Genomic DNA, 16,917 nt, shown 5'->3' on the forward strand with positions numbered 1-16,917 from the left:
TTAATTTATAATGAACGTCTAATACCAAGTTCTAAACCTCTTAATTCGGCAAGCCCTCTTAAACGTCCTATTCCTGAATATCCAGGATTTGTTTTCTTTTTTAAATCATCGAGCATTTTATGACCATGATCTGGTCTAAATGGCATGCGTAAATCCTTACGACCAGATGCTGCCCTTTTTTGCTGTTCTATAACTAAAGCTTTCATTACGGCATACATATCTACATCACCATCTAAATGATCTGCTTCATGAAAGTTGCCTTCTGCATCACGTTTGGTTGCTCTTAAATGGATAAAATGAATACGATCTCCTAGGCGTTCTACCATGCCTGCTAAATCATTATCTGCACGTACTCCGAAGGAACCTGTACAGAATGTTAATCCGTTATTAGGGCTTTTAACAGCATCGTATAACTCAACAATATCTTGTTCTGTACTGACTACTCTTGGCAATCCTAAAATAGGAAATGGTGGATCATCTGGATGAATGCACATCAAAACTCCAGCTTTTTCTGCTGCAGGAATAATTTCAGACAGAAAAGAAAACAGATTTGCTTTCAATTCTTTTGGCCCGATTTTATTATAGGTTGCTAGAATGGCATTAAATTCTTCAAGTGTGTAACCTTCTTCAGCACCAGGTAAACCAGCGATAATATTTCTGACTAAAGTTTTTTGATCTTCATCTGATGCATTTTCTAAAAAACGTTTTGCGTTTTCTTTTTGTGTTTCAGTATAATCGTTTTCTGCACCTGGACGTCTTAACAAAAACAATTCGAATGCAGCAAAAGCAGCAGCTTCAAATCGAAGCGCTGTAGATTTATCATCCACTTCATAATCGAGATTTGTACGTGTCCAATCCAAAACAGGCATAAAATTGTAACATACAATATCAATTCCGCATGCACCTAAATTAAGTAGCGTTTGCTTATAATTTTCAATGAATTTTTTGTAGTCGCCAGATTTGGTTTTTATGTTTTCATGAATTGGTACACTTTCTACAACCGACCATGTTAAACCAACACTTTCTATTTCAGCTTTACGTTGATTGATATCTGCAACCGTCCAAACTTCACCGTTAGGAACTTGATGTAATGCCGACACAATTCCTGTAGCACCAGATTGTTTTATATCTAAAAGAGAGACTGGATCGTTAGGACCGTACCATCTCCATGTTTGTTCTAATTTTAAACTCATAATTATATTTTATACGCCACTATAAGCAGCAAATCCACCATCTATTGGCACAACTACTCCAGTTACAAATTTTGACCCTTCTCCACATAGCCATAACGTAGTGCCAATTAAATCTTCTGGCTCGCCATAACGACTCATTGGTGTTTGATCTATAATTTGCTGTCCACGTTTAGTTAGGCTTCCATCTTTATTAGTTAACAACGACCTATTTTGATCGGTTAAGAAAAATCCAGGTGCTAATGCATTAACACGAATACCTACTTTAGAAAAATGAACTGCTAGCCATTGAGTAAAGTTTGAAACAGCCGCTTTTGCTCCACTATAAGCTGGAATTTTTGTTAACGGTGTAAAAGCATTCATAGATGAAATATTCAGTACACTGCAACCTTCACGACCTACCATATCTTGCGCAAAAACTTGTGTTGGCAATAACGTTCCAAGAAAATTAAGATTAAATGTAAACTCAATACCCTTTGCATCTAAATCAAAAAAGGTTTTAAAACCTTCCGTGGTATTTTTAAGATCTTCCATTTCAAAAAACGGATTACTTGTTGTACCAAGTGGATGATTACCTCCAGCGCCATTAATTAAAATATCACATGTTCCAAAAGCCTCATTTACCACTTTTTTTGATTTAATCAAGGATTCTTTTTCTAAAACATTTGCTTCAACACCAATTGCTTTTCCTCCACTTTTAACTATGGCTTCAGCTACTTTGTCTGCGGCTTCTTTTCTTAAATCTAAAACGGCAATGTTATGCCCTTCTTTTGCTAATGCCTCGGCAAGAGTGCTGCATAAAACACCTCCTGCTCCGGTTAATACAATTGTTTTGCTCATGTATATTTTTTGAATGATTAAAATTTTAGACTCAATGTGTAAAAACACCTGTAAAATTAACTGATAATTAAAAAATCGCCATCCTGTCCTGTCATGCTTTATTATAATATTTTAGCAGATAATTTTTGGACTAATTAAACAGATTTATACTTTTTTTATACTAAGTTTTTACACTTAATATTATAGTTTTCATAATTGTACAATGAGTATATTACACAAAAATATGGAAGAATTCTATAAGTCGTAGAATGAATTAGATAATACTAAAGTGTTTAATGTAATAGATTATTCTCATTAAATTAATTTGAAGTAGGATAGAGCAGGATAATACAACATGTTTGCATGGTTATCTTTGATTTCTATATAGCTCAACACATTATAAAAACATAAATATTCATCAAAGGTTCAATAAAAATAAAAAACGCTACAACTCGTCTCTGTAATTCAGAAAAGAATGTAGGAAATAATTTAATTTTAGAATACATTACATCTAAATAATTTATATTTCTGGTTTAAGAAATTAGTTATTTTCTACAATACAAATAATCTTAATTATTTCTAAATTATTGTCACCTGGTTTAGAATAAAAATTAAATGAAAGCTATTGCTTCAAAACAAATGAAATTATTAAAACAAATAGACATTAAAGCATTTAGCATTAGAGCAATATTTTTGATATGCTTTTTTTACATCAATACGTCATGCAAAGACAATTCAGAATATGAAGCTGTTTCTAGTGATACTATTTTTACTTCAACTAAATTAATACCAGACAGTCATTTTCTTGGAGACAATAATTGCAAAGAATGTCATGCAGACGAATATAAGGATTGGAAAGGTTCTCATCATGATCTAGCCATGCAAATCGCTGATAGCCTAACTGTTTTAGGGGATTTTAATAATAAAAAAATTTCAAGTCAAGGTGTTACATCACATTTTTACAAAAGCGATGGTAATTTCTATGTTAATACTGAAGGCTCAGATGGAAAATACCAAGACTATAAAATCATATACACTTTTGGTGTAACGCCTTTACAACAATATATTGTACAATTCCCTAATGGTCATTATCAATGTTTAAGAACAGCTTGGGATTCTGTTGAAAACAAGTGGTTTGATTTATATCCAGATTTTAAAGTTGTGCATTCCGAATGGTTACATTGGTCAAAAGGTGGGTTAAACTGGAACAATATGTGTGCAGAGTGCCATTCTACCAACGTTCGCAAAAATTACGATTTAGAAACCAATAGCTACAACACCAAATATGCAATAATAAATGTTAATTGTGAAGCTTGCCATGGACCAGGCAAACAACATGTTGAAGATGTTAATAAGCTTGGCGATGAATATACTGATTCAGGTACATTTCAGATGACCTTAAATACCAAACCAAAAGAATTGGTTGATCAATGCGCTCGTTGTCATATGAGAAGAGAACAATATTCTGAATACTTTAATTTTGAAGGTACCATGTTAGATCATTATTACCCTCAATTACTTGAAGAACCAATATATTTTGCTGATGGACAGATTTTAGATGAAGATTATGTATATGCTTCTTTTACACAAAGCAAAATGTACCAAAATAACGTCACTTGTACCAATTGCCACAATTCTCACTCCTTAAAATTAAAGTTTGAAGGCAATATGTTATGTGCACAATGCCATACTCCAGAACAATACAATTCACCAAAGCATCACTTTCACGAACAAAATTCAAAAGGTGCACAATGCGTTAATTGCCATATGACAGGAAGGTATTATATGGGAAATGATTTTAGAAGAGACCATAGTTTTAGAATCCCTCGTCCTGACCAAAGTTTAAAATACGGAACGCCTAATGCATGCACAGGTTGCCATAAAGACAAAGACAACGAATGGGCTTGGGAGGAATTCCAAAAACAGTACGGACAAGTTGACTCCATTCATTTTTCAGATAAATTAGCTCCAGGAATTGCTGGACATCAAAATGCACATATAGGACTAATTGAGTTATTTGAAGATAAAAATCAACCTGAATTAGTAAGAGCTTCAGCAGCTAAAGCATTGTCTAAATACGACCCTCAGAATTTTATAGATCAATATTTACAATTGTTAAATGATGAATCTGCCATTGTACGAGGAGCCAGTGTTGATGTATTAAGTGAAATTAATAATACAGATTATATCAGTTCGTTTCTTCCAATGCTTAATGATCCTAAAAGAAGTGTTAGAATAAAAGCATTCTATGGATTGAGCACAATGACTTACCACCAAGTGCCAGAAAATTACAAAGAGGTGTATCAAAAAGTAAAGAAAGAATTCTTTACACATCTTAAAACTAACTCTGATTTTGTTGGAGGCCGAGTAAAAAAAGCAAATTATTATCTTAAAAAAGGTGAAATTACCAAGGGTATTGAAGGTTATGAAAATGCATTGGAAATTGACCCTATAAACAATCAGGTTAGATTAGCACTTGCTAATTTATATTACCAGAACAAGAATTTCACAAAAGCAGAACAAGCCTTTAAAACCGTAATAAAACAAGAACCAGAATATGGACCAGTTTATTATTCTTTAGCATTGCTACTAGCAGAATTAGAGCGCAATGACGATGCCATTAAATATTTAAAACTTGCCAATACCAAGATGCCAGAAAATATTAGGGTGTATTATAATCTAAGTTTATTGTACGGAAAAATAAAAGACCATAAAAATGCAGAAAAAATACTGATTAAAGGTTTAAAACTAGATTCTAACAACGAAAGTTTATTATATGCATTGGCATACCATTATTCTAGTACAAACCAACCTAAAAAAGCTAAACGCATTGTAAGTAAATTAGTAGAATTATACCCAAATAACCAACAATATTTAGGTTTTTTAAATCAACTTAACTCTACTACAATAAATCAATAACAAAATAACATCATAATTATATTACAATTATGATAATTTGAACATATCTATTAATACAAATACTTTATTTTATTTGAGTGAAATATGCTGTTTGATTTAAAATTTGATGGTCTAAAAATTGCTATATTTCACGCCTACCTTTAATTCTTTTAATAAAAAAAGCCTCTCAGAAAACTGAAAGGCTTATTTTTTTAGTAGCGGGAACTGGACTCGAACCAGTGACCTTCGGGTTATGAGCCCGACGAGCTACCTACTGCTCTATCCCGCGATTTTAATCTAAAAATAATTGTCTTAGCTTTTAACTTTCGGTTCATAATGCCGACTCAATCATTTTAGGACTGCAAAGATAATACTTTTTTCTAATTATGAAAGTCTAAATAAAAAAATAACGTTCAAAAAATGTGAACGCTATTTTTTACTATTCTAAATATTAAATATTAATCTTCCTCTTCGGTGTCTAAAGTGGCTAGTGCGCCTTTTAAATTAACTTCATCTAAATCAAAATCAACAATATTTGGAAGCACCTCTTTTAACACGGCATAATTTCCTTTAAATTGATTATTGCTTAACAGTAAGGTTTTTAATTCTTTTAATTCTACTAAAACTCCAGGTAAATTTCCATAAAATGCATTATTTGACAAAACCAATTCTTCTAATTCCGTAAGTTGTGCAATTGATGAAGGAATTGTTCCAAATAAATTATTATCAAAAACACTTAATACTTTTAAGGATTCCATGTTAGAAATACTTGTAGGTAATGTACCTATTAATAAGTTACTACTTAACATTAACTTTTCTAAATTAACCAAATTTCCTATTGAATTAGGTATGGCTCCATACAAATCATTGTTATATAATTCTAAAGTTCTTAGGTTGACTAAATTTCCAATATCATTAGGAATATTACCGCTAATGCTATTTGAAAATAATTTTAATTCTACAAGACTAACCATACTTACCATAGACTTAGGTAGACTACCTTCTATTTTGTTAAAAGCTAAATCTAAAACCTCTAGCTTTTTTAAATTTGATATTGATTCTGGCAAATTGCCATTTAAACCATTAAAACTCAAATTTATGGCTACTACACTATCATCTTCTATTGTTAAGCCATACCAAGTAGAAACTGGTTTCTCCAAATCCCAAGTATTAACCCAAGCATCACCATTGGTAGCGTTATATAAATCTACAAGGGCAGTTCTCTGGTTTTGAGAAACTTGTGCGAAAGAAAATACTGAAATTAAACAGAATAGTAGTGTTATTTTTAGTGTCTTCATAGTAGTAGATTTTTGTGGAGGGACACAATAACAAATCAAATATAGATAATTACACTATAAACTGCAACATTTTTCGATGAACTACACAGTTAAATTAAATAAATAACTAAGATTATTAAATTATCTTTTTCTATTGCTCAATATTTTCAGCTACAAAAACTACAATATTCTGATTTTCAACAGCTATAGTAATTTGTATAGGATTGCAGCAAACCTCACAATCTTCTATATATTTTTGATGATTTTGTGACACATCTATTAGCATGGAAATCTGTTCCCAACAATAAGGGCATTGAAAGAAATATTCCTCCATTTTAACTTCAATTTAAAATTGTATATTCAATAATTCTCCACTTATTTGCAACACTTCTAACTCTGATAATTTTGCAGAAAATTTAGCTTGATTTCTACTTAATTCTGCATTCAATAAATTTAGTTGTGCTTGTCTAAACTCTATGGAATTTACTTGACCAATTTTGAATTTCTCCTTGGTACGATTAAAATTATTTTGAGCAGTAGCAATATTCTTTTCTTGAATATTATAAATCTTTAATTTATTAATGTAATTATCCCAAGCCGTATTAAAATTACGCTCAATAGTTAATAAAATACTCTCTTTTTGAAGTTTTTGTGTATCGAGGTTAACTTTTGCATTTCTCACTCTAATGGATGTTGCTCCTCCATCAAACAAATTCCAGCTTAAATTTACTCCACCAGACAAACCTGTATTGGTAGAAACGGACACAAAAGATGCTGCGTTATTATTATTCTTGTTCCAGCCATAAGTACCTGTTAAGCCTAGCGTTGGAAGATATGCAGATTTCCCAGAATTAATATCCAATTTGCTAATAGCAATATTTTTTTCGGCTTGCAGTAACGCTATATTTCTCGATTTTGCTTTTTCAAATAAACTATCTTTTTGAAACTGTAATACAAATTCTACTTCTGTTTCAACATTAAAATCTTCTGTAAAAGATTCTCCTAAAACTAATTTTAAATCGCGCTTTGCTATTTTTATATCTTGCTTTGTATTAATAATATTAATGCTATCTGAATTAATATCAACTTCAGCATTTAACACTTCTAATTTTGTGTTCTGACCATATTCAAATTGGTACTCTGCACGCACTAATCTATCCTTTGTAATAGTTAAAGTTTCGTTTAACGCATTTAAATTATCAGATAATTGCGCCACATTATAATAAACTGAGAATAACTGTAAAATTGTATTTTCAATTGTTTCTCTCGCTTGTAACTCTGATAATTGGTATTGTTCCTTTAAACGTTTATAATTATAACGTCTACCTAAACCATCAAAAAGTGTATAATTTAGACTTACACTGGCATTATATCTAGAACTTTCTGCTCCATTTAATACAGTTGATTCTCCATTGGAAAATTCAGCTTCTGTATTGTCTAAATTATAAGTAGCTCCTGCATTGCCCGTAATGGTTGGTAAAAACCCTGAATTTAAGACACTCGTATTATTCTCTGCTACTTCTACTGCATTTGTGGCGATTTTTACACCATAATTATTTTCTAAAGCTATGGAAACTGCTTGTTCTTTAGTTAATACATTTTGTGAAAAACCATTTATAAAAATAGTTAAGAAAATGACCAATAGAATTGATTTATACTTTTTCATAATCTTTAATTAAATGAATCTTTATTATTGCTCTTACGAAAAGAGTAAACATTAATCATTGATTTTCTTCTATTAGTTTGTTCTTGGACATTTACAAAATCACCATTCTCGTTTTGTTCTTTTATTGCGCGTTCTACTTCTTCTTTAGTCACCTTATTACCTGTTATTAACCAACTAAATTTAACTTTTATAGTATTACTAAATGACAAAAATAACGGCAATACCAACAAGGTTAGTATTGTTGCATATGCTATTCCGAAAGAAATTGAAATTGCCATTGGTTTTAAAAATTGTGCTTGCCTACTTTTTTCTAACAATAAAGGCGCTAAACCTGCAATAGTAGTTAATGATGTTAAGAAAATTGCTCTAAAACGAGATTTTCCGGCCTCGGACAACGCCAAATCAAAGGTCATTCCTTCTTTTAAATTACTGTTGAATTTTCCGATTAAAACTAAACCATCATTTACCATAATTCCGATTAAAGCAATGATTCCTAGAAGTGATAATACGTTAACTTGAAAATCTAACAACCAATGTCCCCAAGCCACAGCTGTTAAACTAAACGGAATCAATAAAATTAGTAAAAATGGCTGCGAGTAACTTCTAAAGGTAAATGCGATTGTGATATATATGAGTAATAAAATAATTGGTCCAGCTACAGCCAAAGAACCTGTTAATTTATCTTTTTCTCTGTTCTGTCCTTCGTAGGAAGCATTAATTGATGGGTATTTAGATTGTAGTTGCGGAATAAAAACTGTTCTTATATCGTCAATTATATCTGTATTGCTAGTACTTGGATCCTTTAAATCTGCATAAACTTGTATTTCGCGTTTGCCATCTAAGTGGTTAATAGCTACATCACCTCTGGCAATACTATAATCAGCTATATCTTTTAAGGTTACACGCTCACCAGATGGTGTAACAATACGCATTGCATTTAAATCATTTATTGAGGTTCTATTTTCAATATCATAACGTACCCAAACTTTTATTTCATCTTGTCCACGTTGAAAACGTTGGGCTTGCGCACCAAAAAAGCCAGATCTTACCTGCGACATTACTGTACTTAAGTCTAACCCTAGTAAATAAGCACTTTCCTTTAGCTCTAATCTAATTTCCTTTATACCTGCTGGATCATTATCTCCTATATCTTTTAATAAGGGATTAGATGCCATATACTTTTTAAGTTCTACTTTAGAAGCCTTTAACTCTTCAATATTATTACTTAATAGAGATACTGAGACTGGACTACCACCAAAGTTGCCTCCAGAACCATATATTAATCGTTCTGTACCAATTACAGGACCAACCAATTCCTCTAAACGTTTTGTAACTAAAAATGCTTGGATTTCATCTGGTCTTTCTTCTCCAGGCAAAAGATTTATTCTTAATCGCGCACTAGAACTACTGCTTATATCTACAATTGTATTTTCAAACAATTGTTTACCAGTACCTTTTAAATATTTATCAGTAAGTTCTTTATTTACAATAAAAGATTTTTCTTCAATCATTGAAATAATAGAATCCGTGATTTTTACATTAGTACCAGCTGGCATTACTAACTCTATGTTTGCAGCATCACTGGCTATTCTTGGAAATATGGTTACGCCAATTATTCCGCCTCCAAGCGAACCAAAAGTTAAAACTAATAACGCTGTAAACACACCTAAAGCAAATATCTTATATTTTAAAACACGATTTAAAATAGGCGTATAAACTTTATCTCTTAAGAAAGACATAAAACGGTCGCCAGATTTATTTATTCCTCGCATAAAAGCAAAAAACTTATTAGAAGATTTATTGTTATGTAAATCTTCTTTTTTTATTCTTAATGCTTTTGAATGGGCCAAATGGGCTGGTAAAATAATAAGTGCCTCAATTAATGATACTACTAAGGTTAAAATTACAATAACTGCAACTTCACTAAAAAACTCTCCTATTCTACTATCTAAAAAGAAAAATAATGAAAACGCCAAAAGCGTAGTTACAATTGCCGATACCACTGGTGGCAATACTTCCATTGTACCATCTATAGCTGCTTGTATTGGTTTTTTTCCTTTTTCGTAATGCTGATAAATATTTTCTGCGATAACAATACCGTCATCAACTAAAATACCAATAACAATAATCATCCCAAATAAGGATAATACATTTATTGTAACATCAAACTGACCTGCAAAAATAAACATTCCTAAAAATGATATTGGCAAACCAAATGCAACCCAAAGTGCTAAACGAGTGTTCAAAAATATAGATAGAAATAGTAGTACTAACAACATACCAACAATGGCATTTTCCGTTAGCAATTGCGTACGTTGGTTTAAAGTGGTAGACAAATCTCTTACAACACTTAAGTGAATATTGGTATATTTCTGATTATATTCTTCTATATATGCTTTTACTTTATCTGCTGAAGATATTAAATCTTCATTATTTGTACTTGTTATGGAAATATTTACAGCTAATTCTTGATTAAAATAAGTTGCATTTGGAGTTTCGGAGAATCGATCTCTAATAATGGCAACATCTTTAAGCCTTATTACTTTTCCGTCAGCGGAAGCTCTAACAATGATGTTAAGCAGCTCACTTCCATAATATTGCTTGTTGTTTGCTCTAATTAGATATTCTTCGGCTTCAGTTTTTACATTTCCACCTGTAACTAGTAAGTTTGCACTACTTACGGCTGTTGCAACTTCATTAAAGCTTAAATTATAGGCTAACAAATCTAATTCGTTAACAGCTATTTCAATTTCTTCTTCCGGAAAACCAGACAATTCAATTTGAGAAATACCATCTATAGCTCTTAAATCTGTCTCAACTTGCCTCGCTAATGCTTTTAAGGTAACTAAAGGAATATCTTTTCCGCTTATTGCAAATGATATCGTTTCTCTTACAGCTTCTTGTTTAGAAACTACCAACGGTTCCATTCCTGTTGGAAAAGATGGCACTCTATCTACAGCATTTTTAACTTCTAGAAGCATAAAGTCTAAACTTTCTCCTTTTTCAATTTCAACTGTAATTGTACCACTGTTTTCTCTAGAGGTAGATGTTACCCGATCCACACCTTTTAATCCTTTTAAATTATCTTCAATCTGAAGTACAATGCCCTCTTCAATTTCTTGAGGTGATGCTCCAGGATATGTTATGGCAACATTTATAATTTTTGATTCCGTAAGCGGAAAGAACGATGATTTTAAAGATAACGCACCAATAATACCGAAAATAAAAAATGCAATAATCAGTACATTAACTGCAACATGATACCTTATAAAATATTCAATTATTTTTCTCATTATTGAACGGAATCAGTTGTTGAGACATTAGTATTTGCGGCTTTTACGTGCATACCTGCATAAGCTCCTGGAACTGGTTTTCTTAAAATAACCGTTCCGTCTGGCACGTCCTTTAAAACTACTTTTTCACTTGAAAAATGTGCTGGTTTTACAGATATTACATCTAGTAAACTATCTTTAACAACATATATTTCTTCACTATCTAACAATAAGTTTCTATCAATTTCAATAGCATTTTCAACTTTTTCTGCGTTTACATTAGCTTCAAGATACATACCTTCTTTTAAATCTTGATGCTTCACCTCAATAAAAACTGTGATGGTTTGTGTTGTTGCATCAATACTTCCATTTACTCGAGACACATTACCTTTATATTTCTTGGTCTTATCTAAACTTGTTAGGCTAACACTTTCACCAACTTTCAAAATATTTGCAAAAGACTTACTAATGGCTACTTCCATTTCATATGCAGAGGTATTAATAAACTCTCCCAATTTCTGACCACTTCTCACTAAAGTTCCTTCTGTAACCAAAGCCTCTGTTAAAATCCCAGAAAAGGGTGCTACAATTCTATATTTAGATAAGCGTTCTTCTAAGTTTTTTACATTATAATAGGCACTTACGATTCCGCGACCAGTAATAAAATAGTTTTCTTTTTCGCCTGTAATTTCAGGAAGTTGTGGTGTACTCTTTTTTAAATCGAAATTATTTAGATAAGCCTGCCATTTTGGATATATATCTGGAAAATCTAAGCGCAAATCTGGCATTATTGAAGCAATGCTATTATACAAACTACTTTTAGCAGATTGCACGCCTGCATAATATTCTGAAGCATCTAACCGAATTAAAGTTTCCCCTTTGTTGAATTTTTGACCAGGTTTAAACAATTTAGAACCTGTTTTAAAAATTCCTTGAACCTCTGCATACAATTCTATACGCTGTTTAGAAGTTAAATTTCCGTTTGCAGAAATAATTACAGGAATAGTTCCGTTTTTAACAGTATCTACAAGAACCGTTTTTACTACTTTAGGGATAACAGGCTTGGGCTTATGTTTATTGTCAATTAAATATTTTGCAAAAACAAATGCGCCGAAAATTAATGCGACGCCTAAAACAGATAATAGTATTTTTCTTAACATAGTGAGTTGGTAGTAAATTGCAAATTTACCCATATACTCTAACCAAGACGTTAAAAAAACCTTAATATTAATTTGACATCTCGTCTAACTCAAATTGAATCAGCTCCCAATCTGACATTAATTTCTCTAATGTTTTTTTCTTAGCTTGATAGGCATCAAAAAACTTAGGGTCTGAAGCCGTTTTATCATAATCTGTTTCTAATTTAACATCATCGGCTTTAATGTCTTTTTCTATTTGGCTAATTTTAGATTCAATGTTGCTTAACTTATTATTTAAAGATTTCAGTTTCTTTTGATCTTCGTAACTCTGTTTATTACTTTCTTTTGGCTGATTAGAAACAACGGTTCGTTTTTCTGCTTCCCTTAAATTTTCGAGGTTACGTTGTTCTAGATAAAAATCAATATCACCTAAATATTCTTTAATATTTTGATCTTTAAATTCGTAAACCGTATCTGTTAACCCTTGCAGAAAATCCCTATCGTGAGAAACTAATATTAAAGTTCCTTCAAATTTCTTTAAAGCTTCTTTTAAAACATTTTTTGATTTAATATCTAAGTGATTTGTAGGCTCATCCATTATTAAAACATTAAGAGGTTGTAATAACAATTTTGCCAAAGCCAGACGATTACGTTCTCCACCAGAAAGCACTCTTACATACTTTTCGGCTTCTTCTCCTCTAAACAGAAAAGACCCTAAAATATCTCTAACTTTACTTCTATTGGTTTCATTTGCCGCATCAATCATGGTATCTAAAACAGTTTTGTTACCATCTAAATATTCTGCTTGGTTTTGAGCGAAATAACCAATCTGCACATTGTGTCCTAAAGTTAATTTACCTTGGTGCTTTAATTCGCCTACTATAATTTTAGCCAGCGTTGATTTTCCTTGACCATTTTGCCCTACAAAAGCCGTTTTTATATCTCTTGGCACTGATAAATTTACATTATGCAACACCTGTAAATCGCCATAGTTTTTTGAAACATTCTCTAATTCTATAACCACTTTTCCTGGTGTAACTGAAACCGGAAAATTTAAAGACATAACGCTATTATCATCCTCATCAACTTCTATTCTATCTATCTTGTCTAATTTTTTAATTAGAGATTGTGCCATAGTAGCCTTAGAGGCTTTTGCTCTAAATTTTTCAATGAGCTTTTCGGTTTGTTGTATTTGCTTTTCTTGATTTTTCTGAGCAGCTAATTGTTGAATCTTCATTTCTTTTCGCAAAGCAAGAAATTGAGTGTAGGGTTTATTATAATCGTATATTCTTCCTAATGAAATCTCTATGGTTCTGTTTGTAACATTATCTAAAAACATTTTATCGTGAGACACAATAACAACGGCTCCACTATAGCTTTTTAAGAAATTCTCTAACCAAATAATAGATTCAATATCTAAGTGGTTTGTTGGTTCATCTAAAAGTAATAAATCGTTATTTTGAAGTAATAGTTTAGCAAGTTCTATACGCATTCTCCAACCACCAGAAAATGTATCAGTTAGTTTATCAAAATCTTCTCGCTTAAACCCTAAACCTTGAAGAATTTTTTCGGTTTCGCCTTGATAGTTGTAACCTCCTAATATTTCGTATTGATGCTGAATCTCATTTAAATCAACCATTAGTTGATGATATGCATCACTTTCATAATCTATCCGCTCTGCTAGTTGTGTATTAATTTCCTGAAGTTGACCTTCGCACTTTTTTATTTCCTTAAAGGCTTGATAAGATTCTTCTAATACCGTTTTTCCTAAATCGAAATCAATATCTTGTTTTAAAAACCCTATTTTCATATCCTTATCAGAAGCTATCTGACCAGTATCAGCTTCTTGCTCTTTTGATAAAATACGAAGCATTGTAGATTTACCTGCACCATTTTTACCAATTAAACCAATGCGATCACCAAGACCAAGTTTAAATGTAATTTCTTCGAAAAGGTATTCACCTTGAAATGATATGGAAAGATTATGGATATTTAGCATAGTTATTTTTAATATTACAATAGAATTAAAGTTACAATTGTTACAATACAAATTTTATAAAATTCTACCTTTGTATTTATTGCAAAAACGCAAAAGTAAAGGTTTTTAGTTATGATTAGAAAAGGAATGAAATTATATAGCATACTTTTTGGCGTATGTCCTAAATGTCACCAAGAATCTATGTACGTTAACAAGAATCCTTATGTTTTAACTGACGTTGTAAAAATGCATGAAAAATGTTCTCATTGTAATACAAAATACCAGATAGAACCTTCGTTTTTTTATGGCTCAATGTATGTAAGTTATGCCGTAGGAATCGCTTTTGCTGTTGCTGCTTTTATAATTACCTATAATATTTTAGAGTTTTCTTTAACTGTTGCTTTTATTGCAATTGTAGCTACTCTAGTCGGATTTTTTCCTGTAATTATGAGACTTTCTAGAAATATTTGGATTAATATTTTTATGAGTTATGATAAGACGCTTGTAAAAAAGTAATTTTCTATAAAATATTTTTACAATACTTATTAATTACATTACAATTTACAGAAACCTACTTACATCAATTTCTGAATCTAAAGGGGTATTATTCTCTATAGAATTAAATAGTTTTTTAGCCACATAAGGCGCAATCATTACACCTCTTGAGCCTAAACCATTAAGAATATGTATATTCTTAAAATCTAAATGCGTACCCACTACAGGTCTCCTGTCTACAACTGTTGGTCTAATAGCAGCAACATGCTCAACAACTTCAACATCACAATTAATAATGTTTTTTAATTTTGAAATTAACTCGTTTTTACCTTCTTCTGTTATAGATTTTGTTTTATCCTTCCAGTTATATGTAGAACCTACAATGTATAAATCCTTGTCTAACGGAATAACAAAAACAGAAGATTTTATAGCAAAGTTAATCTTTAAATTTGGTGCTTTTACAGTTAAAACTTCTCCTTTTGTTCCATTTATTGGAATATTTTTGAAAAACGGGTTCTCTTTTACTCCAAACCCTTCTGCAAAAACAATATGTTTAGCCTTTATTTTTTGGTAAGTGATTAGCGTTTCTTGGCTGTTTAATTCTTTATGTAAAAAACTAGCTTCATACAAACAACCACTTTGTTTTAAAAATTGCTTATAACTTGAAATTAGTATATCAGTATCTATTCTGCCAGCTCCTAAAACTTCTCCAAAGCCAAAAGGTGCTTCAATATTTGAATTTCTGTTTTTAACTACTTTATCTGAAAGAAAAGATTCTATATTGGGTTTATCCATGGCATTAAACCATAAATTTTGTTCTTCAATGGAAGCAAAACGTCTATGTATTTTAAGCTTATAATCGATTTTTATATTCAGTTCTTTTTCAATTTTAGCATACATAGGCAGCGCAACAGCCAATTGCTCCTTAGCTTTCCAAACGGCAGAAAAGCGTTTTAGAATAACTGGGTTATACAAACCTGCTGCAACTAAAGACGATTTTTGTGAGTTATTATCAAATACAACAAAACTCTTTTTATTAGCACGTAATTCTTCACAAAAGGCAATACTTGCCAAACCGCAACCTACTATGATATAATCTACTTCTTTCATTAATGTAAAGGTATATAAAACAGATTCTACAAACTTAGCATTAGAAAAATAAAACCTAATTTAAATCAATAATTAAACAAAAAACGCTCACTTAAAAAGTGAGCGTTTTTATAATAATTATATTGTAGCTAATTAGTAGCTCCACATATCTTGTTCAAAATTTCTAATCTTGTCTTTGATACGTTCTGACTCTAAAAGCTGCATTAATGCATTTTCTGCAACATACTCTTTTACTTCTCTATCACCATAAACATTTTCTTCTTTGTAGATAACTCCACTAAAACGTCTACTGTTTAATAAATGATCGAATGAAAGTGGTACAGCACTGTTCTTATTGTTAAATGCTTTAGCCTCATGAAGAATGTCTCTGATTTCTGGGAAAAACACCCAAAATAATCCGATTGGTTCTTTATTAGCCTCATCATCAGAATCAATAAAGTTAACATCTGGTGCAGCCGGAGCAATTGCCAAAATACGATACTTCAATTCACCTTGACGCTTATCAAAATACCATAATCCTTTAACTAAATAAGAATTTATATCTGCCGCTCCAATCTCACGACGAATAATATATTCTTCTGGTACTTGAGATGTATCAGAAACACCTTCAGCATTCATCCACTCAATACCTTCATCTGTAATAAATTCAGTTTTTAGTGCAGGTGCTAAATCTTCCATAGTACGTTCTTCAGTAAAATATGCATCTGCATAAACCTTTGGAATTGTACCATCCTTAATATTGTCCATTAATACTCTAAACAATGATTTTCTATCATCACCTAAGTTATCTTCAATTGGAAAATATAATGGAAAGTTAGCACGCTCGTCTAAGACAATCTTTTCCCAAGTCATTTTAGAAAATAAGATATCTCTATCACCAACATATCCATATTCTAAAGGCTTGTCGTTATCTAGAAGTAACTGCGCTTCAGTTTTCATACCAATTTCTTCTGGTATTTTTGCATTTAGGATATTAGCCTGAGCAAACATTGTGTTTGCAGCTAACACGCCTATTCCTATACATAAAAAGCTTTTTAAATTCATCTTATTTTTTATTATAATTTGGGATTTTC

General features: G+C 31.4%; 12 protein-coding genes and 1 tRNA gene. 2 read left to right on the forward strand and 11 right to left on the reverse strand.

Annotation, left to right across the window (positions count from 1 at the left end; genetic code table 11):
* Window positions 1-5: 5 nt before the first annotated feature.
* Complete coding sequence (gene uxuA / locus HNV10_RS07555; RefSeq protein ID WP_173300728.1) at window positions 6-1,193, reverse strand: mannonate dehydratase; 1,188 nt, start codon at window positions 1,191-1,193, stop codon at window positions 6-8.
* 9 nt (window positions 1,194-1,202) lie between these two features.
* Window positions 1,203-2,030, reverse strand: a complete 828-nt coding sequence (locus HNV10_RS07560) for an SDR family oxidoreductase (RefSeq protein WP_173300729.1) — start codon at window positions 2,028-2,030, stop codon at window positions 1,203-1,205.
* Window positions 2,031-2,624: 594 nt separating this feature from the next.
* Between HNV10_RS07560 and HNV10_RS07565 the strand changes: the two genes are divergently transcribed.
* Window positions 2,625-4,928, forward strand: coding sequence for a tetratricopeptide repeat protein (locus HNV10_RS07565; protein ID WP_241695473.1), 2,304 nt, complete (start codon window positions 2,625-2,627; stop codon window positions 4,926-4,928).
* A gap of 195 nt (window positions 4,929-5,123) precedes the next feature.
* Here HNV10_RS07565 and HNV10_RS07570 read toward each other — a convergent pair.
* From HNV10_RS07570 to HNV10_RS07600, 7 genes are all read right to left on the reverse strand, one after another.
* Window positions 5,124-5,196 (reverse strand) — tRNA-Met (locus tag HNV10_RS07570).
* 169 nt (window positions 5,197-5,365) lie between these two features.
* Entirely contained in the window at window positions 5,366-6,205 is an 840-nt protein-coding gene (locus tag HNV10_RS07575; protein WP_173300730.1) for a leucine-rich repeat domain-containing protein, read from the reverse strand.
* A 130-nt stretch (window positions 6,206-6,335) separates the two neighbouring features.
* On the reverse strand, window positions 6,336-6,518 hold the full coding sequence (locus HNV10_RS07580; protein WP_173300731.1) for a CPXCG motif-containing cysteine-rich protein: 183 nt from the start codon (window positions 6,516-6,518) through the stop codon (window positions 6,336-6,338).
* Between the two features lie 12 nt (window positions 6,519-6,530).
* Complete coding sequence (locus tag HNV10_RS07585) at window positions 6,531-7,850, reverse strand: TolC family protein (protein WP_173300732.1); 1,320 nt, start codon at window positions 7,848-7,850, stop codon at window positions 6,531-6,533.
* Between the two features lie 5 nt (window positions 7,851-7,855).
* Entirely contained in the window at window positions 7,856-11,143 is a 3,288-nt protein-coding gene (locus tag HNV10_RS07590) for an efflux RND transporter permease subunit (protein WP_173300733.1), read from the reverse strand.
* A complete protein-coding gene (locus HNV10_RS07595; RefSeq protein WP_173300734.1) occupies window positions 11,143-12,282 on the reverse strand; it encodes an efflux RND transporter periplasmic adaptor subunit in 1,140 nt (379 codons plus the stop codon). Before HNV10_RS07595 ends, HNV10_RS07590 begins: the two co-directional genes overlap by 1 nt.
* 67 nt (window positions 12,283-12,349) lie before the next feature.
* Window positions 12,350-14,260, reverse strand: coding sequence for an ABC-F family ATP-binding cassette domain-containing protein (locus HNV10_RS07600; protein WP_173300735.1), 1,911 nt, complete (start codon window positions 14,258-14,260; stop codon window positions 12,350-12,352).
* Between the two features lie 111 nt (window positions 14,261-14,371).
* Between HNV10_RS07600 and HNV10_RS07605 the strand changes: the two genes are divergently transcribed.
* On the forward strand, window positions 14,372-14,755 hold the full coding sequence (locus tag HNV10_RS07605) for a DUF983 domain-containing protein (protein WP_173300736.1): 384 nt from the start codon (window positions 14,372-14,374) through the stop codon (window positions 14,753-14,755).
* A gap of 45 nt (window positions 14,756-14,800) precedes the next feature.
* Here HNV10_RS07605 and HNV10_RS07610 read toward each other — a convergent pair whose 3' ends face one another.
* Window positions 14,801-15,844, reverse strand: coding sequence for an NAD(P)/FAD-dependent oxidoreductase (locus HNV10_RS07610; RefSeq protein WP_173300737.1), 1,044 nt, complete (start codon window positions 15,842-15,844; stop codon window positions 14,801-14,803).
* Between the two features lie 132 nt (window positions 15,845-15,976).
* Complete coding sequence (gene porN / locus HNV10_RS07615) at window positions 15,977-16,888, reverse strand: type IX secretion system ring subunit PorN/GldN (protein ID WP_173300738.1); 912 nt, start codon at window positions 16,886-16,888, stop codon at window positions 15,977-15,979.
* Window positions 16,889-16,917: the final 29 nt, after the last annotated feature.

Source organism: Winogradskyella litoriviva (genome assembly GCF_013249065.1).
Lineage (GTDB): Bacteria > Bacteroidota > Bacteroidia > Flavobacteriales > Flavobacteriaceae > Winogradskyella > Winogradskyella litoriviva.